Annotated in this window: 14 protein-coding genes and 1 tRNA gene; 11 read left to right on the forward strand and 4 right to left on the reverse strand. The window is 55.5% G+C overall.

Annotation, left to right across the window (positions count from 1 at the left end; genetic code table 11):
* Window positions 1-85 precede the first annotated feature (85 nt).
* Together WOA58_RS18380 and WOA58_RS18385 are read right to left on the reverse strand one after the other, a co-directional pair.
* Complete coding sequence (locus WOA58_RS18380; protein ID WP_340605753.1) at window positions 86-1,591, reverse strand: FGGY-family carbohydrate kinase; 1,506 nt, start codon at window positions 1,589-1,591, stop codon at window positions 86-88.
* A 233-nt stretch (window positions 1,592-1,824) separates the two neighbouring features.
* Window positions 1,825-3,159 carry a S8 family peptidase gene (locus WOA58_RS18385; RefSeq protein WP_340605754.1) on the reverse strand — a complete coding sequence of 445 codons (1,335 nt, stop codon included), beginning with the start codon at window positions 3,157-3,159 and terminating at the stop codon, window positions 1,825-1,827.
* Window positions 3,160-3,492: 333 nt separating this feature from the next.
* Here WOA58_RS18385 and WOA58_RS18390 point away from each other — a divergent pair, with 333 nt between their 5' ends.
* The 10 genes from WOA58_RS18390 to WOA58_RS18435 all read left to right on the forward strand — a co-directional run bounded on the left by WOA58_RS18390 (window position 3,493) and on the right by WOA58_RS18435 (window position 19,366).
* Window positions 3,493-4,479, forward strand: a complete 987-nt coding sequence (locus WOA58_RS18390) for a bile acid:sodium symporter family protein (protein WP_340605755.1) — start codon at window positions 3,493-3,495, stop codon at window positions 4,477-4,479.
* Between the two features lie 37 nt (window positions 4,480-4,516).
* Complete coding sequence (locus WOA58_RS18395) at window positions 4,517-5,965, forward strand: FAD-binding oxidoreductase (protein ID WP_340605756.1); 1,449 nt, start codon at window positions 4,517-4,519, stop codon at window positions 5,963-5,965.
* A 318-nt stretch (window positions 5,966-6,283) separates the two neighbouring features.
* On the forward strand, window positions 6,284-8,038 hold the full coding sequence (gene ggt, locus WOA58_RS18400) for a gamma-glutamyltransferase (protein WP_340605757.1): 1,755 nt from the start codon (window positions 6,284-6,286) through the stop codon (window positions 8,036-8,038).
* A 1,044-nt stretch (window positions 8,039-9,082) separates the two neighbouring features.
* Window positions 9,083-10,279 carry a Cdc6/Cdc18 family protein gene (locus WOA58_RS18405; RefSeq protein ID WP_340605758.1) on the forward strand — a complete coding sequence of 399 codons (1,197 nt, stop codon included), beginning with the start codon at window positions 9,083-9,085 and terminating at the stop codon, window positions 10,277-10,279.
* An 806-nt stretch (window positions 10,280-11,085) separates the two neighbouring features.
* Complete coding sequence (locus tag WOA58_RS18410; protein ID WP_340605760.1) at window positions 11,086-13,002, forward strand: archaea-specific SMC-related protein; 1,917 nt, start codon at window positions 11,086-11,088, stop codon at window positions 13,000-13,002.
* Between the two features lie 626 nt (window positions 13,003-13,628).
* On the forward strand, window positions 13,629-14,465 hold the full coding sequence (locus WOA58_RS18415) for a ParA family protein (RefSeq protein ID WP_340605761.1): 837 nt from the start codon (window positions 13,629-13,631) through the stop codon (window positions 14,463-14,465).
* Window positions 14,462-14,860: a hypothetical protein gene (locus WOA58_RS18420; protein WP_340605762.1), complete on the forward strand. Its 399-nt coding sequence runs from the start codon at window positions 14,462-14,464 to the stop codon at window positions 14,858-14,860. The genes WOA58_RS18415 and WOA58_RS18420 overlap by 4 nt, the downstream gene beginning before the upstream one ends.
* Before the next feature lie 468 nt (window positions 14,861-15,328).
* Window positions 15,329-16,777, forward strand: coding sequence for a ribonuclease H-like domain-containing protein (locus tag WOA58_RS18425; protein ID WP_340605763.1), 1,449 nt, complete (start codon window positions 15,329-15,331; stop codon window positions 16,775-16,777).
* A 7-nt stretch (window positions 16,778-16,784) separates the two neighbouring features.
* The gene (locus tag WOA58_RS18430) at window positions 16,785-19,184 is read left to right on the forward strand and encodes a DEAD/DEAH box helicase (RefSeq protein WP_340605764.1); all 2,400 of its coding nucleotides are present in this window, start codon (window positions 16,785-16,787) and stop codon (window positions 19,182-19,184) included.
* Window positions 19,185-19,292: 108 nt separating this feature from the next.
* Window positions 19,293-19,366: transfer RNA gene (locus WOA58_RS18435), tRNA-Thr, on the forward strand.
* Window positions 19,367-19,519: 153 nt separating this feature from the next.
* Here the strand turns inward: WOA58_RS18435 and WOA58_RS18440 are convergent.
* Together WOA58_RS18440 and WOA58_RS18445 are read right to left on the reverse strand one after the other, a co-directional pair.
* Window positions 19,520-20,419 carry a polysaccharide deacetylase family protein gene (locus WOA58_RS18440; protein WP_340605765.1) on the reverse strand — a complete coding sequence of 300 codons (900 nt, stop codon included), beginning with the start codon at window positions 20,417-20,419 and terminating at the stop codon, window positions 19,520-19,522.
* A gap of 436 nt (window positions 20,420-20,855) precedes the next feature.
* A complete protein-coding gene (locus WOA58_RS18445) occupies window positions 20,856-22,229 on the reverse strand; it encodes an ATP-binding protein (protein WP_340605766.1) in 1,374 nt (457 codons plus the stop codon).
* Window positions 22,230-22,426: 197 nt separating this feature from the next.
* On the opposite strand from WOA58_RS18445, the gene WOA58_RS18450 reads away from it, so the two are divergent.
* Complete coding sequence (locus WOA58_RS18450) at window positions 22,427-23,485, forward strand: asparaginase (RefSeq protein WP_340605767.1); 1,059 nt, start codon at window positions 22,427-22,429, stop codon at window positions 23,483-23,485.
* Window positions 23,486-23,517 lie beyond the last annotated feature (32 nt).

The following is a 23,517-nucleotide window of genomic DNA, read 5'->3' on the forward strand; positions in this document are numbered from 1 at the left end:
TCTGCAGAACTGCAGCTAGTCTTCGAAGCATGGATCTCTGAGTGCGTATCTTCAGCGTCGTGATCCCTCCTACTGATTAGAACGTTTAGAACGTGATCTGGGATTTGGTTTCGGCTTGGAGCGCCCAGATTTCCTTCATCCGGGCTCGAATACCTACGTACTGCTCGTGGAGACGATCATACGTCTCACCACGAGCAGCAGTCGGGTGATACCGATCGGCATTTGAACGGACCTGTTTGACTCCTGCTGGCGCGTTCGAGTAGCAGCCAGCACCGACCCCGGCGAGTACCGCCGCTCCAAGCGCGGTCGGCTCAGCACTGTCCGGGATGACGATTTCGACGCCCATACAGTCGGCAACGAGCTGATTCCAGAACGCAGATTGCGTTGGTCCGCCAGTGAGATAGAGCTGAGAGACCGTATTTGGGACCGCTTCGTAACAGTCCCGAAGCGCCAAGGCAAGCCCCTCGTACACTGCTCGAACGATGTGGGCAGTTGTATGCGACGGTTCCAAACCCAGTAGCTGTGCTCGTGCATTGGGATCAACGAAGGGGCCTCGTTCGCCAGTCGAGCTGAGATACGGCAGATAAACAAGCCCGTCTGCTCCGGCTGAAACCGAGCGAGCAGCGGCCTCGAGATCCGAATAGTCGGTCTTACAATTGTTTACAATCTCATCGCGCACCCACTCGATGCTCCGGGTGCCTACATTCGATCCGATTGCTTCCGTATAGAGACCGTCCCAGAGGGCAACTTGGATCGTCGTCGAATCGACACGTGGTGTCGAAGCTAGCGACTGGTTGACGACCGACGTCCCGACCGAAGACACCGAATCTCCCTCGGAGACGGCGCCACAACCGATGGCGGACGCGGCAACGTCGAACAGTCCCATCACGACCGGCGTCCCAGCGGGTAGACCAGTCTCCACTGTCGCCGATTCAGTTATTGATCCAACGACCGAGCCTGCGGTCTGTAGCTCCGGGCGCAGGTGCTTGTGCTCGGACACTCCCGTGGCCTTCCAGACGGCATCCGAATACGATTGACTGTGAATATCCAAGAGGGGCAGCGAACCGTCGCTCAAGTCCGTCGCCCGCTCTCCGGTCAGCTTGTAGGTAAGCCAGTCTTTGCAGAACAGAAGCGTCGCCGCCGTCTCAAGCTGTTGAGGGCGTTCATCGGACAGCCATGCGAGAAGCGGAAGGACGGTGCCAGGAAAGAGCTCCGAGCCACAGATAGAAGCGATCTCTTCGAGCGTGCCGTTGGTGCGCCACTGCTCGACGTACTCGTTTGCCCGACTGTCCGACCAAAGAATAGCGCTGCGAACGGGCTCGCCGTCCCCATCGATCAACCAACATCCATCGCCTTGGCCTGCGATACTGACGCCGAGAACAGTGGCTTCCGGTGGAAGCTGCTCAACGAGCTCCGCGAGACAGGCAGCGGTCTGTTCCCAGACGGTATTCATGTCTTGATGAGCCCACTGTGAACGTGGATGGTCCGTCGTGAGCTCTCGGGTAGCCAGTGCCTGCTCACGTCCAGTCGGCGTGATGGCGATTGCCTTGATCACTGACGTGCCGGCATCGATACCCACGAGAATGTCCATTGCCCAGTACGCCGTTGTCAGTCGAGTTAGTGGTTATGATAGGAAGTTATCATGAGACAGAAGGCCCTATCGAAACCAACGATCGTAGTAGGGAACTTCTTGCTGAGCAAGACGTACCGATGACATAGATCGCCCTTGCAGGGCCTCTCTGTAGTGTCTAGGTGGCCTGGCCCCTAGTCACCGGCTACGTCGAGGATGCCGTCGAAATTATTGCAGGGTTCAGACGAGTGCGATTAGTCCAAAACTGCAGCTAGGGTATCGAGATAACCACCTCTCCCATAGTACTTGTTTTCGTATTCAGAGGGAGTTTCTGCGGTACGACGAAGTACGTTCATGACCTGGTTTGCATTGGAACGCTGACTAATACTGGCGACAAGTGCAACGGCACCGGCAACTTGTGGTGCAGCCATCGAGGTTCCAGCTAACCACCCATACCCATACTCCGCTCCCTGATACTCCCCATCATCGCTAAATATGGGCGTAGCAGTCACGTTCAGGACATCATCGTATTCAGACTCTCCACCCTGTCCGCCAGGCGCAGCGAGATCGATTGCACCGACTCCGTGTGTCGTATACGTTGATGGCGCGTACGGTGGTTCATCGTACTCGCCGGTACCAGGATCGAATCCGATAGGACCGGTTGCGCTCGTCGTGATTCCACCTGCAGTTTGAGACGAGTCGGTTTCATCCCGGTTGAACTGGAGACTCTCTCCCCAGTTCCCAGAAGCGTGCGTATGAACCGTCCCGTTTCGCCGGGCGTAGTTTCCGATACGCTGGTGAACACTGCCCCAGAATCTACCCCACCCCTCCTCGCGCATGTTCCACGTCCAACCAAGACTGAGATTCGCGGCATCACAGCCGATCTCAGCAGCGTAAACGAGGGCAGCCAAAACTGACCCATAGTACGTATCTCCCCAGTAATCCGGCGGAAGGTCGTTGCGATCACTACTCGCCGGATTCGCGGTAGAGACACGAAGATCCACGAGCTCCGTACCGGGCGCAGAGCCGACAACACCGGTCTCATCCTCGTCATTGGCAGCAACGATTCCTGCCACGTGCGTCCCGTGGGTCCCTGCATAGGGCTCCCCGATTCCGTAGTCGTCCTCTGCGAAACTCCTCGAGAGATCGAGATTGACCTGGCCTTCCAGATCAGGATGACCCGATGCAATCCCGCTATCGATGATCGCTACTCGCGTTCCTTCACCGCGAGTCGTCTCGTGAGCGTCCGGAATACCTTGGTCGTGTTTGTCCCACTGATATGCAGATAGGTCCTCGCTCTCCTGGAGATCATCAGCTCTGGTTTGGCGGACTGGGCGATGATCGCCGCGGCTGTGTCGTCTATCTGGCACGAAGTCCGCCCGGGATGCTTCGAGTGAGTCCTCAGATCCCTCGACAATGAGCAGATCCACGGGCTGCATTTCGTGGATTATTTCGACGTCTTCACGGCCCTGAAAACCTCGACTATCAACGATAAATCGCTGGATCGGACTGGCTGTAGCGATTGAGGGGCCGAGAGTAAGTGCCCCGAGTGATACGCTGCCTGTTTTGATGAATGCGCGTCGTTTCATGATGTGTGAGAAGAAACGGGGCCGGCTCTGCCCGCGTTGGATTTCCTCTCAAGAAATAACATGGGCTGGTTAAATAATAATTTATTTTAACCACGATTACACTAATACGGGCACGTACTTCTTCGGCATCGATTCCAACCTATCCACCAATTCGAATCCTATTATTGGTGATGGGTTGACAGCACGTAGCCACGATAACGAAGCAGGATATACAATAGTACGGAATTCTCATAGAGCACGTTCAATCTAACAAATATCGACAGAGGGTGGCCTGAGTCGTGACCTCGACCGGAATCCAACGGGTATATACAAACCACCAGTCTGGTGTGGGGTATGTCGACAGGAGGCGGGCTCCAGCGGATCAGCCGATTCATCAGCAAATACTTCGTCGTGTGGGTTCTGGCCGCTGCCGCTCTTGCCCTCCTCACGCCCGAGACGTTCGCCTGGATCGGCGACTATATCTCGATTCTCCTCGGGGTCGTCATGCTCGGAATGGGGCTGACGCTCACTCCGGCGGATTTTCGACGTATCATCGAACGGCCACGGGACGTCGCGATCGGCTCCTGTGCACAGTGGGTGATCATGCCCACGCTAGCATACGGTCTCGTCGTTGGCCTCGGACTCCCGACGGAAGTCGGAATCGGCCTGATTCTGTTGGGTGCGGCCCCGGGTGGGACGGCCTCGAACGTCATGACCTATCTCGGAAAAGGGGACGTCGCCCTCTCGGTAACGATCACGTCTGTGACGACGATCGCAGCGCCGATCGTCATGCCTGCCTGGGTCGTCCTTCTGGCCGGCGAGCAGATCCAGGTGACGTTCGCCGAGATGTTCCAGGAGATCGTCCTGATCGTACTCATTCCCGTCGTCGCGGGCGTGGTGATCCGGCAAGTCCTGGATCGAACCGCGCCCACCGCAGCGGAAGTCGGTCTCACCGTCTTTCCGGCGATCAGCGTGCTCGCGATCGTCACGATCGTCGCTGCGATCGTCGGTCTCAACGTCGAGAACATCCTCGCCGCAAGCGGCGTCGCCCTCGTGGCTGTACTGGTTCACAATGCAGTGGGACTGGGCGCGGGCTACGGAGTCGGACACACCACGAGCATGCCGGAGGATCGAGCGCGGGCGTGTGCGTTCGAAGTCGGGATGCAAAACAGCGGGCTGGCCGTTGCCATCGCTGTCGCCTTCTTCAGTCCCCTGACGGCGCTCGTCCCGGCTCTGGCAAGTGTCTGGCACAACGTGACGGGGCCTGCGCTCGCGACGTATTTCACCCGCCAAACGGACGAACACTCCGCGTCGGCGCCGAGTATCCACGAGTCCGACTGACGAGGTGTCGATACCAGGATCGACACCCTCCTCCCGGATGGACGGATGCAAACGCCTATCAGCTAGTCACCCACCACCAGATACCACACAGACGATGGGACACGATCACGACTACGACTGTTCGTTCGTTACCGACGTCGTTACTGAGGGCCGCGTTAGCACCGCCGAGGACGTTCTGGACGCCCACGCGAAAGACGAGGGACCTCACGAGGCCCACCGACCCGACGTCGTCGTCTGGCCCGACTCCACACGGGAGATCGCGGCGCTGTTGGCCGAAGCGAACGACCGTACCGTACCCGTAACGCCATGGAGCGGGGGAACCAGCATCGAAGGCAATCCGATCCCCGTCGCCGGTGGGATCGTCCTCAACACCTCCGAGTTCGACGAGATCACTGTTCGCCACGACGATCTGCAAGCCGTCGTCGGTCCGGGCGTCGTTTATGATGATCTGAACGCGGCCCTCGCGTCCCATAACCTTCGGTTCGCACCGGGAATCGCTGCAGGCGATATCGCGACGATCGGCGGCATGATCGCGAACAACGCCAGCGGTCTCAATGCCGTCCGATACGGCGTAACCGGCGACCACGTCCTACGCTTGGAGGTCGTACTCCCTGATGGACGGATCATCGAATGCGGTCGCGACGTCCCGAAAAGCACGGCCGGCTACAACCTCAAGGACCTCTTCGTCGGCAGTGAAGGAACGCTCGGCGTGATCACCGAGGCGACGCTCTCTCTGGAGGGAATCGCCCAGCACAGACACGCTGCGCTCGTAACGTTTCCCTCGAGTGTGGCTGCCAGTCAGGCCGTCTCGACGATAATGGCATCAGGTTTGACACCAGGTGCACTCGAGTTCATGGATACACAGCTCGTCGAACTGCTCAACGACTACAACGATGACGCCGACTTTCCAGCTGCACCGCTCTTGTTGATCGAACTCCACGGCAACAGCGGCGATCTCAGCACACAGATGGATCGCGTTCGGACGATCTGTGAGGACCATGACGCCATCGAGTGGTCGGAAGCCGATACTGACGACATCGAGACGATCTGGCGTGCACGCCGAGACGCGTATCCGGCAGCCTGTGAGTACTACGCGGATCAGACCGTCGGAGTCATCGGCGACGTCGTCGTTCCGATTTCGAGATATCCCGACATCGTGAGCCGGATCGAAACGATCAGCGACGAGCTCGAACTACTGACGCCGTGTGTCGGGCACGCTGGCGACGGAAACATCCACTTTCTGCCGGTGGTCGACACGGACGACCCGGCGGCCATGGATCGCGTACAGGAGCTGACTGACGCGATCGTAAGCGAAGCACTCGAACTCGGCGGGACCGCTACGGGCGAACACGGGATCGGAATCGGGAAACGAAAGTTCATGCGCCAGGAACACGGCGACGCCGTCGACGTCATGAGCGGTATCAAGGACGCGATCGATCCGAGGGGAATCATGAATCCCGGCAAGACGCTCCCCAACGACGATTGAGGTCCGATCAAGCACGACAGGCTGAGCTACCGTAGTCCCGTTCGATCAGCCTGGTATTCCAGTAGTACCGTAGGAAGTTTCTTGGTAATAGCTAGCAAGTGGCCCCTAAATGCCAGATAATACCGCGCATATAGGAACGCGATTCAGACACACATCATCGTACGCTAATGAGATGAACGTTTGTTATGGCCCTCTTGTTGACCTACTGTTATATAATCGACAGTACATCCGCTGAATATTAGATAGAATACTATTCACTTAGTATATGTTTTAACCATCAAAATTGTTTACATGGATTCAGGCGGTACAACACGGCGCATGTCACACAGACGCACGTTTCTGAAACAGCTCGGACTGGCAACGGCAGCAACGACGGCAGTTGGGACAGGTGCCGGAGCGGCCACCGGTACGAGCACGACTGATGAGGGACTCAACATCGAGGGCGGTAGCGGCTCGGAGTTCGACTACCCATGGCAGTTCATTGGACGGCGTTCGGCCGTCATGGCCCAAAACGGCATGGTCGCAACGAGCCATCCTCTTGCTGCCCAGGTCGGAATTCAGACCCTCCAAAACGGCGGTAATGCCGCTGACGCTGCCGTCTCAACGGCAGCGATGCTCAATTTCGTCGAACCACATATGACCTCGATCGCGGGGGATATGTTCGCGCTAACCCACTTCGATGGGGAGTTCAAAGCGTTGAACGGCAGTGGTCGTGCACCTGCCGCCGCGGATATCGATACCTACTGTGAGCGTATCGACGAAAGCGAAGACGGCGAACCAACGATCCCAGCGGAGGGGGGCCTTCCCGTTACGATTCCAGGCGCTGTCGATGGCTTTCATCAACTCATCGACCGATATGGTACCCAGGAACTCGCCGACGTGTTCCAACCGACCATCGAGTACGCCCGTCAAGGCGTACCGGTCACTGAGTACGTTGCAGCACAGTGGGAAGAGGCCGCACCGCGGGTCGAAGGATTCGATTCGTTCGCCGAGACCTTCCTGCCTGATGGGCGACCCCCACAGCCGGAAGAGGTGTTTTCGAACCCCGCGTTTGCCGATTCGCTCGAACGGATCGCCGAAGACGGAATCGAGACGTTCTACGGCGGCGATCTCGGACAAGAAATCGTCGAGATCGTCCAAGAGCACGACGGAGTGATGGAACTTTCCGATCTGGAAAACCACGAGAGTACGTGGGGAGACCCGATTTCCACCGAGTATCGTGGTGTGGAGGTACTCGAGCATCCACCGAACACACAGGGTGTCGTTGCTTTACAGGCACTCAACCTCCTCGAGAACTTCGACGTTAGTGACGACCCGACCGACCCTGAACGTCTCCATCGGATGATCGAGGCGGTGAAAATCGCCTTTGCTGATGCCTACGAGTTCGTCACTGATCCAGAGGCCGAACAGATCCCGATAGAGACGATGCTCTCGAAGGAGTATGCGAACGATCGCGTAAGCGAAATCGGGTCCTCGGTAGGAGAGTACGAACCACGGGCCGACAGACAGAGTGATACCGTCTATCTCACCGTCGTGGATGGAGATGGTAACGCCGTTTCGTTGATCAACAGCGGCTACTACCCGTTCGCAAGCGGGCTCGTCGTCGGTGGGTTCGCCCTGCAGAACCGCGGCTTCTCGTTTAGCCTCGATCCTGACGATGCGAACGCACTCGAACCGGGGAAACGACCCTTCCATACACTCGTTCCAGCGATGCTTGCCGAAGACGGCGAGTTCCGTGGGTCCTTCGGCGTGATGGGGGGCGACATGCAACCCCAAGGCCACGCCCAAGTCGTCATGAACATGGTCGACTCCGGCTTGAATCCACAGGCAGCGATCGATGCGCCTCGATTCCGGTTTATGGGAGACCACGAGGTGACGCTTGAAACCTCACGACTTCCCGAAGGGACGGTCGACGACTTGCGGGAACGCGGCCATGACGTGATCACCGAAGAAGAGTACTTCGTCCCTGATGCAGGCCATTACGGGGGTGCACAGCTCATCTATCGCACTGAAGATGGGAAACTGATCGGTGGCTCGGAGCCTCGGCGGGACGGTCACGCAGTCGGGTTCTGACCTACTACCGATCCGCCGGAACTCACCATACATCACTAGGCTGATCGACGGACGTGAATCGCGTATGCTCCGCTCCGTAACCATCATCGGTGGCTGGCTGAATATCCAGCTCCACCCCGAATAGTCAACAAGTGCAAATAGTGACATAGACGATATATGACGAACGTGATCGTTACCCGGACCCACGTTGCGTTCCTACGCAACCCGTAATAGGTCCGCGACGATCTCAATGTAGGATTCACCGCCTCAAGCTCTGAAATGTCGCTCGGTGGACCATCAGACACATTTGGGACGGCACGGGGATAAGTCCTGAAGAAGAGCATTTGAGGCGTATCTCAAAGGGGTAGACAGTAGGTGGCATACTACCTTGTGCAACAACTGGCTCTTTCCGACCAATATTGTTGCACAAGGTTGACGAAAACAGCTCAGCTTCTCTTGTAGGGGAGCCCCGGATTGCCGCTGTAAGATCTCAATAAGACCCGTCCCGTTTCTGGACCAGCACCCCTCGTTGCCGCTGTAAACAGATAGGTAGTGGTCGGATACTCCCACCCCGGATTGCCGCTGTAAAACTCTCTGATGTATCCGGTGGGAGGTCAGAACAGGAAGTATAGAGAGAAGCGTTTTCTATAGAATACATCTATCTGGCGACTATTAGCAATACATTTATTAGGTAAGGTGTCGTTCGCTACCGTACTGCACTTTTGCCATACTGAGACGGCAATCGCTTTTGCCGTCGAAGAATCGAAAAGGAGGCTCACCTCTCCCACTAGCTGAGGGCTGTATATGGGGTCTTACCATGTCAGTCCGTCTGTTGTCCTTCTGTTCTGGTGGCGGTCCCTTCCGAATCTTTACAGCGGCAATCCGGGGTGGGTGTGTCCAGGTGTTTACAGCGGCAACGAGGGGTCCTAACCAGTGGAATTGGTATCAACCCGTTCTATATCTCTCGTGAGTAGTGTTTTTACTGTACTCTCTAATTCGTGAACTCTCTTACAGCGGCATTGTGGTGGGCAAAGGTTCATAACCCATCCCTGAGAGAAACCCCCTATGAGCGAATCAACGTCATTCTTCGGTAATCCCGATCCGATTTTCGCCGACAAAGAGCTTCTCCGCGTTAGCCACCTCCCCGAAGGTGATCGAATCATCGGACGGGACGACGAACTCCGAAGCCTCGCCAAAGCGATCAAGGACGCACAGCGAGGCGGAACACCGAACAACGTTTTGATCTACGGAAAAACTGGAACCGGCAAGAGTCTTTGTTCGAAATACATCACGCGTGATCTTGCCGACGCTGCCGCCGAAAACGGCGTGAGAATCGGTATCGCGTACGTTGATTGTTTCCAAGAGTCGACCGAAACACAGACAGTTCGAACTATCGCTGAATCGCTCAACGACCCGGAAGAAACGGACATAACTGTCCCCCACTCCGGAGTAAGCACGTCTGACTACTACCGGCGCCTGTGGGACATACTTGATGCCCGCCTGGACGTCGGCATTATCATTCTCGACGAAATCGACAAACTTGAGGACGACAACGTTCTGATGCAGCTCTCACGTGCAGCGGAAGCAGGCAAAGTCGATGACTCTACGCTCGGTATCATCGGGATTAGCAACAAGATTCGCTACAAAGACACACTGAACGAGCGCGTGAAATCGAGCCTTTCAGAGCGTGATTTCGTTTTCCCTCCATACGATGCATCCCAACTCCAGGCGATTCTTCAGTCACGTGCGGATGCGTTTCGCGAGAACGTCCTTGAGGGGGACGTAATCCCAAAGGTGGCCGCGCTCGCTGCTCGCGAACACGGTGACGCCCGCAAGGCAATCGATATTCTTCGGTATGCAGGTGAAATTGCTGACGAACACGGTGATGATTCTGTCCGTATCAAGTACGTCGATGAAGCGCATGACCGTGAGGAACAGGCTCGACTCTCGGAACTGATTTCGAAACAGCCGACACATTCAAAATATCTGATGCTGGCTCTTGCTCTTCGAATGCAGGAATCTTCTGAGGACGAACCACCGATCCCTACGAAGCAGATTCACTCTGCCTATCAGATCGTCTGTGAGCGCGAAGGAACTGAACCGCTGAAGATGCGTCGAGTTCGTGACCTCCTCTCCGAACTCGCATTTCTCTCGCTCATCGAGCAGGAACGCAAAGGACGCGGGAAAGGAAAGGGCGCTCATACCGTCAATGAACTCGTTGACGATCCCGAGATCGTCGTTGAAGCGTGTCAATCCGCTTGAAATGGATGGGCTTCAACTATCAGCGGATTCCATATGACGGAGTGTGAACGGTGTGGGAAAGCATTCCTGACAGATCGGGCGGCGAACGGACACCAGGCGGTCTGTCCCATGAATTCGGATCGTGTCATTCCTGACGACTGGGCGCCCGAAGCGCACGGTCGCTGGGGGAACAATACGAAGTAGATTCCGTAGGCAATGTCAACTCACCAATTGGTGATAGCCGAGTCAGTCCGTATCACTGCCGGATGCTTTGCCGAGATCCTCTCGCCGCACGGTGTCTCCGTCGCGATAGGCCCGATATTTGTAGGGCCATGTTTCTCGCCGCTCATACACGAGCAGCTCTCATCACCGCACGTTCGATATTCGAGATACACAGCACCATCTGATTCGTTCTCAAGCACCTAGGCATCCCCGGGGAGCTCGTCTTCGGTGACTGGCTCACTTTGACGCTGTTCACGAGTGGTAAGCAACTCGTCCACGTACTCTTGGACCTTCCGCAGGGTTTCGTCGTCCTGTTTGGGAAGCCCGTCGGCAAGGTAGTTCGGAAGCGATGACGGTGCAGTCGGGGACATTCTACCTTGTGCAACAATGAGCGCCCTTTTATTAATATTGTTGCACAAGGAGTCCAGAGTAGTCGCTATCCCCTGGAGGGGAACGAAACGTACATCCGAAGTGTCACCAAGCGAGGGCGAGCAAAGCGGCGTACGTAGATGGTGTCTCCTATTCAAAACGGAGTTCAGTTGAATTCGCTGGAAAACGGGCATCTGAACCCTTATTGAAGACTAGCCCAAAAGAAGGACTATACGATGCCTTCGCTTCAAAATATGACCGCTGACGTCGAGGTCGAGAATATCGGTGGTATCGACACTGCTTCAGTCGAGTTCACTCCTGGTGTCACGATCCTCGCGGGACGAAACGCAACTAACCGAACGTCGTTTCTGCGATCGCTGATGGCGGCCCTCGGTAGCGACCGGGCATCGCTCAAAGGGGACGCCGACCACGGCACGGTTTCGCTTGCGCTCGATGAGGAGACCTATACTCGCGAGCTGACGCGTACGAGCGGTGGCGTTACGTTCGCCGGCGATCCCTACCTCGACGATCCACAACTGGCCGATCTGTTTGCCTTCCTGCTTGAGTCCAATCCGGCCCGCCGCGCCGTCGTCCACAACGACGATCTCCGCGAGCTCATTCTCCGGCCAGTCGACATTGATGCGATCGAAGCCCGAATCAGCCAATTCCAGGCCGAAAAGCGCAGCATCGATAACCAACTCTCGGAACTGTCCGAAGCCGAGCGTGAACACGGTTCGCTGGAAGAAGAGCACGTACGCGTCACAACGCAGCTCGAGGACGCCGAAACGGATCTCGAAGACGCACGTGAAACGCTACGGACTGCCCAGCAATCCGATTCGGAGAGTACGGATTCGGATCAACTCGATGAACTGCAGGAAACACAGTCCCAGCTCGAGGACGTCACCTATAACCTCGAAACTGAACGGGAAAGCGTCTCTTCGCTCGAGGACGAACACACCGATCTCGAAACGGAGCTTGAGGAGCTCCCGACGATTGATGAGGACGAGCTCGACGATCTGGCCAGTGAGATCGAACGGATTCGGGGTCGGAAACGCGAACTCGATGAGATCATCTCCCAGCTCCAAACAGTCATCCAGTTCAACGAACAGATCACAGACGACGGAGTCACTGATCTTCTCGGCAACGAAGAGGCAACCCAGCCGGAAGCGGATGGTGGGTCAGTAACTGATCAGTTGGTCGCAGACCAATCGGACGAGGTCACCTGCTGGACCTGCGGCTCAGAGGTCGACACCGATCAGATCGAGTTGACGGTTTCGCGTCTTCAGGATTTGCGCCAAGAGAAAGTCGAACGGCGCAACGAACTCAACCGAGAGCTTGAGGAGCTCAAAGCTCAGCGCAAAGACCACGCCACAACGAGAGACAAGCGTGCCGAACTCGAACGGACACTCGAGACGACCGAATCGGAACTCGCCGATCGAACCGATCGGATCGACGAGCTCGAATCACAACGAGAGGAGCTGATCGAGGAGATCGGTGATTTAGAATCAGCCGTCGAAGCCGACGAGAACGACGAGGAGCTCCTGGCAGCCCAAAAGGAAGTTACCCAACTCGAGCTCAAGCGGGATCGACTCGAACGCCAGCGCGATGCACTTGAGGATGATATCGCCGAGCTTGAATCCCAACTCGAGAAGCGCGGGCAGCTCGAGGCTCGCCGCGAGGAGATCAACGCGGAACTCGAGGAGCTTCGAACGCGCATCGAGCGTGTCGAGCGCGAGGCGATCGAGGCGTTCAACGAGCATATGGAGACCGTCGTTGAACTCCTCGATTACGGGAATCTCGCGCGAATTTGGCTCGAATACCGTCATCCAGAAGGAACTGATGATGCGAGCTTCGAGTTGCACGTGACACGCCAAACGGATGATGGGACGACCTACGAGGACTCCGTCACGCATCTAAGCGAGAGCGAGCGTGAGGTGACTGGACTGGTGCTCGCACTGGCGGGCTATCTCGTCCACGACGTCCACGAGGAGATGCCGTTCATCCTGCTGGATTCTTTGGAGGCGATCGACTCTGAGCGTATTGCACAGTTAGTCGAGTATCTCGAAGAGTACGCCTCCTATATCGTGGTTGCACTACTGCCTGAGGACGCGAATGCGCTCGATGACGACTACCAACGGGTTGCAGAGATCTGACCCATTGGCCTTCGTAGAGCTCCTCAAAGAGGTTCTGTGGAGCTCTCCCGACCTTCCGATCTTGACGGATGCTTTCAGTGAAATGCTAGCCGTACCTCTACCGAATGCGTATCTATAGCCGTTATCAGTATATGCCCGACCACTTAACAAGCTACCATGTCTATCAGCCCCTCTGAGGCTGGCTGCTTTCTTTTTCAGTGAAGGTGTGGTGACTTATTGGCGTGTTGTAATTTGGGCACCTCCATTACAGAGGAAACGAATGGAATGAGTGAAACGATAGTAACGACTTAGCTCTGGCTGACCTTGGAACTCCATCTATACTCTGTAGCCCAACTAGCAAAACGAAGGAAACGAACTCGATGAAGGTAATGAACTACACGAAGAGAGCCTATCACTACTCCCTATACCCACTCCGCTTCGTATAGATAAACGAATGGAACGAACACAACGAATAGAATGAATGGGGTGAATAAAACGATGTAGTTCACATCGATGAGGGTAACGAGCAGTAATTTTAAGTCCTCGGTCGCTCTCTGTGCCGACGAAATACTTCACTGAACGAACCGAACGAAGTGATAGAAACGAAAGAAACGAATGCATTTACCAAAACGAACTAAACAACTTCAATGAGCAAAGCGAACGATACAGCCGAGAGGGGTGTTGCACGAGTTACCGTAGCGAATCAGAAAGGTGGTGCGGGAAAAACCACTGACGTGATCCACACCGGTGGCGCGCTTTCCGCACGTGGTCACGATGTTCTCCTCGTCGATATCGATTACCATGGCGGACTCACGTGTTCGCTTGGGTACAGTGATCTATACTACGATACCGATCGAACTACTCTCTTCGATGTTTTGGACTTCGACCAGATGGATCTCGTTAACGACATTCTCGTCGAACACGAAGAGTTCGATATCCTGCCTGCCAGCGAGAAGCTCGCGAACAACAAGAACATCCAGACGTTACTCGAGGCACCGAAGAGCCGAGAACGGCTAGGAATGGTACTCGACGAACTCGATACGGATTACGACTATATTATCGTCGATACACCTCCGTCTCTCAACGTCCTCACCGACAATGCACTCGTTGCTACCGGAAACGTGGTCATTCCAGTCATCCCCGAGAAACTCAACGCTAACAGCCTCCAGATCTTTGCAAAACAGCTGGGATCGCTTGAACCAGCCTACGGCGATATCAACCGCCTCGCTATTATCTGTAATCGCGTCGAACAGAACGGAGAGCACCGAGATACGATTCAGGAGATCCAGTCAGCGTATTCACTCCCCGTCTTCGAGATACCGAAACGGACGGATCTCTCCCAATCTATCGGCGACGGGGTCTCCGTTTTCGGGTTCAGCAAAGACAATAAGCGTGTTCAGGATGCCCGGCAGCTCTTCAACGATATCGCTGATCTCTTCGATGAAACCTTCGAGAAGACTGCTCCCGTGGAGGTAGAAGCATGAGCGATGGCTGGGGTGATGCCTCCGGAATTGAAGGCAACTACGGGGACGACCAGACCGAAGAGGAGGATTTTTCTACAGAAGAAACGGGTTCACCGAGCGAAACTCAAGAGGCGAACGAAACTACCGAAACGAACGAAACGAAAACAACGAAGGAAACGAGGACGAATATCAAAGAGGAGTGGAACGGGCGAACGATCTACATTCCCGACGAGGTTCTTGACGATATGGAGGATACGTATCTCGAGTCCCAGCTGAAACTTCGAAAGATCGACCATAACGACTTCAAGAAAAATCGGCATTTCTACCCCCTCCTCGTACAGTTCGGCCTCGAGGCACTCTCCGATGCCGATGCAGAGGATATCCGTGCTCGTCTTTCAGAAATCGGTGATGCATAACGCTTGCTCTAATAGCAAAGCGATAGTTCGCTAGTGGATTTTCCGTGTTCTCGCGGGTAGTCAGCGTGTAGTTCCTCGTCGTAGCAGTGCACCGTGTCACCCAATTCGTCCTCAGCCATGTCCTGACTAACCGCTGGTGTCGTTTCGCCCGGTTCATCACGCCCCTCCGGATCACGGGTTCCAGAGCGCTCACGCGTCTGTGATTCGATCTCTAACTACCTTCTCGCTCTCCTCCGAGCTTATTGTGTCAAACGCTATCGCTGCACACGCCGGTGGATACTATGGCTACTTTTTCTATAGCACTGTTCACAGCCCTCCCCGATCGTTATCGCTTCTTATTTTATACTAATTTATGACAAACAAATATACCTGAGATTCCGAACGAGTCTCTTGTTCGGTCCATTCACATTAGTAGCCGCAGACTCAAGACCATAGCCGCTGTAGGGGTTATAGCGACCAACATCTACTATGGTATCTTCGGTTGCAGCCGCCCGGATCGCATGCACATCACCGCTCTTCGTCGAGCAGGCAACGGCAACCGAGCTCGACGACTGGCTCACATACACTGATCCACATCTCGTCTTGCTTTCAGGTACGTCCTCAGCGCCCCGTGCTGCGAGCGTTCTCCGGCGCTGCACCGAGGCGGACACCATGATCTTCCAGCCAGCAGGGCGAACGCCCACGACCGGTCCACAGCTCCTCAACGACGTTCAGCTCGTTCTCGCGCCGACAGTAGAGGCGCTCGAACGACTGCCGGAATACGAACAGGAGGTCTTTGATACGGAGGAACCGATCTACGTCCTCAGTAACTTACTCGAGTTGAACATCGATACGACGACGCTCTCGACAACACTCGTTGGCCACAACGGGTACAGCAAGCCCTTCACTCACGAGCAGCTGCATGGTGACTATCGGCATATCTCAACCCAGCTCCCGGCCAACTATCGACGCGAATGGAATGACCTAACGATCATCGGCAGTGGTGGCGACGCTGGCCACGCAGGAACGCCATTAACCACGCTTCACTGTCGCACTGATGGACGCGTTCTCACAGAGCAGCTACAGCCCACTCGACTCGGATTACAGGCACTCGATGGCGTTGGTAGCACACGCGCCCGACACCTTCGAGAGGCGGGGTTCACAGAGCGTGCTGAAGTCGCTAATGCCGAACCCAGTACGCTCACTGATGTCCAGGGTCTTGGCCGGGCTACCGCAGAACGGATCCAGAAGAGTGCACAAGCTATCGCTCGCGGTGAAATCGTTCGTGAGTCCGAAGAGACGTTACCCCATGGTGAGCCAGTCTATATCGATATCGAGACCGATGGTCTGAGTCCGACGATCACGTGGCTGATCGGTATGCTTGACGGATCAGCACAGGACGGGGAGTATCTCTCATTCATTCAGACGGATCCTGACGCACCGGGACAGGCGATTGAGGACTTCATGCTCTGGTATCTAGCAAACGCGAGCCATCGACCGCTTGTCGCGTACAACGGCTGGACGTTCGATTTCCAGGTCATTCATGACCACATCATCGAGTACTGCCCGCAGTACGAAGACGACTGGCAGCGTACCTATCGGTTCGATCCATATCAGTGGACCGTTGAGGACGGCAACGCGATTTTCCCCGGTCGAACGAACAAGCTCGAGGACGTTGCAGCCGCTCTCGGCTATGAACGTACTGAGACCGGATTGACCGGCGCTGCAGTCGCCCGCGCGTATCAACAGTGGATGAGAGACCGGTCACCAGCGGCGGAACCTGATTGGGGGCAGTTCAAAGCCTACTGCGAAGACGACGTGAGAGCACTCGCTACCATTTACGAAGCACTCGAAGCAAGTAGCCGGATCGTCTCAACTGGATCGCACTCACGCGATATCGACGAATCGACGACCCAAGGAACACTCTCGGATTGGTGATACAGAGATGAGTCCAGACTCAAACACATCGGAACACCCGATCACGGCACACGGGCTTGCCCAAACGGTCCCCCAGTATCAGGACCAGCTGGAACATGCGGAAACGATCCGTGCTGTCGACGGCGAGTACGTTGATCCGTCTACAGTCCTCCGTGACGATTTCGCGGCCCGGTTTCGTGAAGCGGTCGGTGAGCTGTTCGTACATCAGGCACAGGCGCTTGAGCATCTCACCGCAGGCGAGAACGTCTGCGTTGCAACGTCAACGTCGTCCGGGAAGACCTTCGTGTACGCGTTACAAGCCGCGAGAAACCACCTCACCAACCCAGACGCAACAGCGCTCCTGGTCTATCCGACGAAAGCACTCTCACGAGATCAAGAGCAGGAGCTCACCGCGTTCTTCAGCGATCTCGGCCTCGACATCTCGGTACGGGTGTATGACGGTGATACCCCACAGGATCACCGCAAGCAGATCCGCGAGACCGCGGATGTCATCATCACGAACTTCGCTGGCGTGAACGTCTATCTCGGTCAGCATCCCCGCTGGAAATCGTTCTTAGCGAACTGTGAGCTCATCGCGATAGACGAATCCCATACGTACACGGGCGTTCATGGGATGCACGTCGCGTGGACGATTCGCCGACTTCGGCGGATCCTTGCGTATTATGAGCAGGATCCACGGCTCGTCTGTACGTCCGCAACAATCGGCAATCCTGCCGAGCACTCCGAACGCCTCACCGGAGCACCGTTCACAGTCGTCGATGGCGACGGGTCGCCACAGGCGAAGCGGGACATCGCCTTCTGGAAGCCTCCGGTCGATGAAGAGGAGATCGATCCGGATGCTGATATCGAGGATTTCTATTCGGCACAGACGAATCCTGTCCGAGAGGCGAGTTCGCTCCTTGCTCATCTCGGGCTGCACGGCATCCAGACCCTGATGTTCACGCGCAGCCGGAAGAACGCGGAACTCGGCGCGAAGTACGCCGACTCTGCTGTACGTACCCATCCGCAATCCGGACATCTGCGTACGGAGGCGTATCATGCAGGGCTCGGAAAGAAGACCCGTCGCAGCACGGAGTACCAGTTCAAAAGCGGGCAACTGGACGGACTGACGTCCACAAACGCGTTGGAACTGGGTATCGATATCGGGTCGATGGACGCGACGATCCTGACGGGGTATCCCGGAACCCGCCAGTCGTTCTGGCAGCAGGTGGGTCGGTCGGGTCGTGAAGACGCCGATGCGTTGTCCGTGTTCGTCGCTCGGGCTGACGCTATCGACCAGTACATCCTCGATCATCCCGACTACGTCCTCGCAGATGCAATCGAGGATGCCGTTATCGGCCTCGAGAACAACCCCGTGTACGCTCAACATATTCTCTGCGCTGCCGACGAACAGCCGTTAACGGCTGCGGATCGGGACTGGTTCGATGGAGAGCGGCTCGACCGTGCTGTGAAGATGTGGTCGGACGCTGGAAGGCTAGCTGGCGACCTTTCGCGTAGCGTCCGATACACCGGCCGGCCTCGGCCTCAGTCGGATATTTCGATGTACACGACATCGAACACGCAGTTCGATGTTCGGTGCTCTGGTGGTGAGATCGATATGGAACCGCTCGATAGGGAGCGAGCGTACCGTGATCACCACGAGGGTGCATTATTCCTTCATAGCGGTGTTCAGTACGAGGTCGTCGAATTCGTCGAGGACGTTCCGAATCCGTATATCACCGTCCAGGAGGTGCAGACAAACGAGTATACGGAGACGAGCTCCGAGAAAACGATTCGAGACCTGCGGCCCGAAGCTACGCGTGATCTCGGAAACGGCTATCGGCTCTCGTGGGGGATGGGAACGGTTGAGATACACTATACGCACTATCAGCGCAAGGAGATCCAGACAGGTACTGCGAGCACTCCGCTACAGCCCACTGGTTTACCCCCAATCGAATTGAATACGCATCTCGTGTGGATCGAGCTACCCTCGGAGTTCCAAACAACGATTCTCGAGGGAGTTGCGGATGTGGACGCAGCCTCGATGACCGACGGGGAGATCATGGAGGTGTTCGGTGGTGGGTTGCATGGTGCCGAGCATGGCATGATCAAACTCACGCCGTTGGAGTTGCGGATGGATAAGTCGGATCTTGGGGGATTGAGCACGCCCGTTCATGCGACGACTGGTGTGCCGACCTGGTTTATTCATGACGCGGTGGAAGGTGGACTCGGATTCAGCAAACGTATTTACGAGCAATTTGATACAATTGCTAGCCGGACTCGGGATCGAGTTGTACAGTGTGAGTGTGAGGGTACGAATGGGTGTCCGGCCTGCATCATGGATTCACAGTGTGGAAACCGAAACCAGTATCTGCATTCTGAGGCAACCACACTGGTCTTGGACAAAGTCCTTGACCAGTTTGTGTGATCGAGGGATCGGCGTCTTCCCCGGATATTGGGATCTCACAATTGCATTCGCCTATCACCGATTGCGAAGAGAGAACTCTTTTTACTGAGGTAGCGAGAAACTGCTAGTGCCGGGGTAGCTCAGCCTGGCAGAGCAACTCCTTTGTAAGGAGTCTGTCAAGAGTTCAAATCTCTTTCCCGGCTCGTTACAGCCGTTTCAAACTCTGAAGCGGACGCATTCGCTCCACATCCTTTCAACCTAATTCCCTACTAGAGACGAGTAGTAACCACCAAACTACCTTTGAACAGCTGTCCCTCGATTCAGAAGTAGAGCATCTATAGAAACGAGTTCATCGATTAGATGTACCGGCCCTCGGATTCGTAGACCGACGGGTCGTCTTTGTACTTGTGTGCGATATCTTCGAGAGTTCTGAACTCTGCGTTCTCATGCCCTTTAACGTACTTGATGAAGTCCTCTAAGTGCGGGATCATATGCGGGAGTCCATGCAGATCCGGATGAATCGTGAACGTATAGACGCCGGCACCCCGCCGATTGTACAGGTAGTCGAACTGCTTCTTGTAGTACTGTTCATACATCATCTCCGGATCCTTATAGCCAGCATGATAGGTCGGCTGCTTGATGAACAACATCGCGGGAATATCGTCACGGTACCAGCTGATCGGGATTTCAACGATATCGGTCTCCTCCCCGTACTGATAGGGTTCCGTCCACGTCTCGGGATCCTGGTCGTATTTGATCTTCTCCCAGCTATCGCCTTTGCGCATCCAGCCCGGTTCGAACTCGCGTTCCATCAGGCTGCTATCATAGAGAAAACCATGCTCTTCGACGAGCTCCGGAGTATTCTCGCTGAACTCCCACCAACTCGCTCGATGGCCGACCGGCTCCTGTCCGGTTACGTCCTCGACCAGCTCCTTCGAGAGCTGGAGGATTTCGTCTTCCTGCTCTCGAGAAAGGTCAGTCGGATTCTCGTGAGAATAGCCGTGCACACCGATCTCATGGCCGGCGTCCGCGACAGCTTGCACTTCCTCACGGAACGTCTCGATTGTGTGTCCAGGGATATACCACGAGGTATCGATATCCTCATCCTCGAATAGTTGCACCATTCGAGGAATTCCTTCGTTCCCAGCGGACAAGCCCCGCGACAGATCCGCTGGCGAATCTTCGCCCCCGTACGAGCCTAGCCAACCAGCGACACAGTCAGCATCGACACCGATGGCTACGTCAATATCTCCCATGATCCACGGCGTACTACTCTCTCCAGGGGAATAGGTGTATGTCTACCAGAATTTTTTGATCCGAGTGTATAGTGACCAGAGGAGTTCCATAGCGCCTCTATGCCCCTTCCATAGCGACAGCTAAGTCCCTATTGGCAATTGGCATTCTGTCTGTAGTGACCGCCTCGCCGAAATAGGTGCGGAAAAGAAAGGATACACCCCATGCTGGCGCTGTACCAGTGGTAGTCACCAATTGTTTTCACTCATACACCTCCCTCTGAGCAGGCAGAGACAAATGGCTTGTAATGCCTCATCGATGCGGCTGGATACAGATCTCGGACCGAGTCGAACGTGGTTCCCTACAACGGGACAATAATCGATATTGAACCAGAGGAAGCCGCGCGGTTCATACTATCTTATTCAACGGCAATATCCTGCCAGTAGAACTCGATATTGATTATACAACAGAGAGTACATCAGACAGATCGTAGAGATAGACATCGTTTCGAGATTTAGCTGCACGTGTGAGATCATCGGTGTACCCAGAGCGGCTAAATAAGACGTACAGCGGTTGAGTGTTCGCTGGTTCATCTGCCCACCGTACTTCCGACGTCGTTTGCTCGAGGTTCGAAAGTACACCTTCACTCACCGGTTGTGACGTGAACTTACACTCACCAGCCACGAGGCCCTCCTCACTCAGCCCAAGGACATCCAGCTCGTGCTGTTTGAACCACCACTGACCGACATTGGAGAACCGTCGGTCGACAAGCCGTGGCAGCGCGCGCTGACAGAGCCGCTCGAACAACGGGCTCACATGATCCGCAAGCTCCGGTGCGACGAACTCGTCATACGCGTTCTCTCCGAGAATTCGAAGTCGATCTTGATTCCCGTATACGAACCGGAACCAGAAACGGAACAACGGTGCAGCGATACGATATCGACCCCGTTTCGATGCAGTCGGTGATGCTGTTACAGGAATATGTCGTTCAACGAGACGCAGCCGACGGAGCTTCTGGAGATACGTACTAAGCGATTGGGACTCCACACCGGCCATGCCTGCGATCTCGTTCGGTGTTCGGCGGCCGTGTGCTAGCGCCCGAAGGATACTGAAATACGTGTTCGGTTGCCGGAGTTCAGTTCGAAGCAGGAATTCCGGTTCCGTATACAGGAGCCCGCGCTCGGAGAGAATCGACTGTTGAACGTTCGTTGCTAATGGCTGATCAGGATCAATGGTCTGGAGATAATGCGGTGTTCCTCCATAGATCGCCCATGCCGTGATCGCCGTCTCGGGGTTATATTCCGGGAAAAATCGACGTGCATCACTGGCCGAGAGCGGTTTCAAATCAATCGTCGCGGTCCGACGGCCATACAGCGGTGCACTCCCGGACAGAACTTTCTCTTCCATGACGCTGATCGATGAGCCGACGAGAACGAGCGTCATGCCGGTCTCTTGTAACTGCGTGTCCCAGACGCGCTGAATTCTCGAGGGGAGGGACTCGTCTTCCTCGAGGAGGAACGGGAACTCGTCAATAACGACGATAGCATCCTCCTCACCAAGCGCTTCGAACAGTGCTTCCCAGTCTCGACGAACGTTCCGTAGTGACGGGAACTGCGCGGTTGCAGTGTCGACGAACTGCTCGAGTTGATTCTGCGCAGTGGATTCGACCGCCTGATAGTAGATCGCATTGTTCCGATCCGCGATGGATTGTCGGACTAACTCGCTCTTCCCGAGCCGACGACGTCCGTAAATTACGACGAATTCCGCCGTCTCGGACTCGTAACACTCTGTAAGTTGATCGAGTTCCTCGTCTCGATCAACAAATCCGACCATGCAACACTGTGACTCTATACTCGTATAGAACTATCGAATTTGGAAATCTAGATTTATGAAATCTAGATTTCTTCTCTCGAAGATCGGTTCTCGATGAGCATTGCCCTCTTTGCAGGTACCCTGATCGTTATTATGACTACTGTTCCCATGACTCATGGATGGCTTCATATGACTTCAAACGACGATCATTCATGCAAATGATGGGGATTACCGGTGGCGCAGGACTCACAAGCAGTACTGCTGGAGGGACCGAAGACGAGGCGGAAGAGGCCGAACTATCGGAATATGATGGGACCGTCGTGCAAGTACTGAGTATGGGCGGGACGATTGCAAGCACCCCTGGAGAGGGAGGGGCATCCCCGTCTCAAAGTGGTGACGCGCTGATCGAATCAGTGCCCGAGCTAAACGATTATGCTGACGAGATCCTCGTTGATCAAGTCACGCAACTGGGGAGCTTTAATCTCGAGCAGAGTGACGTCGCCGATCTCGGCGAGGCCGCTCGCGACGTTGAGGACATCGCTGACGGTATCGTCGTAACTCACGGTACCGATACGATGGAAGAATCGGCGTACCACCTGGATTTAGCGTTAGATCTCGACATCCCGGTTGTCTTCACTGGTGCCCAGCGTCGGCCGGATGAAGTGAGTACAGATGGGCCTGCGAATCTCATAACCTCGTTCCGGGCTGCGACACACGGGGAGATTCGTAGCGGTGTCTACATCGCTTTCAACGAGGAACTGCATGCAGCCCGCGATGTAACGAAGACGCACTCGAGCAAGCTAGAGACATTCGAATCACCGGACAAAGGCCCGGTTGCGGTATTTACACGCGACGACGCGCGACTATTCCGCGAGCCGAGGAGCTACTCTGCGTCGCTTCCCGCGCTCCGTCCAAATAAAACGGTGTCAATCGCTTCCTCCGGACAGGGAATGGATGACCGGCAGATCCGGGTTGCAATCGAACAAGGCGATGATGGACTCGTTCTCGATGGGTTCGGCCTCGGGAATACCAGCGAAACGTTGAGTGATGCTGTCCGGGATGCAGTCGATAGTGGCATACCCGTCGTTGTGACGTCGCGGACGTATGCAGGCACACTTAACGCGATCTACGGAGATGGTGGTGGGCAAACACTGCAGGATCACGGTGCGCTCAGTGGCGAGGATTTACCCGCTCACAAGGCACGAATCAAGCTCCTGTTGGCGCTGGAGGCAACGGAGAGCATGACGGAACTTCGCGAATACTTCGGCTCGTGGTGAGCGCTTCGAGAACTGATGTTATAATGGAAGCG

The organism is Halalkalicoccus tibetensis, assembly GCF_037996645.1.
Taxonomy (GTDB): Archaea; Halobacteriota; Halobacteria; order Halobacteriales; family Halalkalicoccaceae; genus Halalkalicoccus; species Halalkalicoccus tibetensis.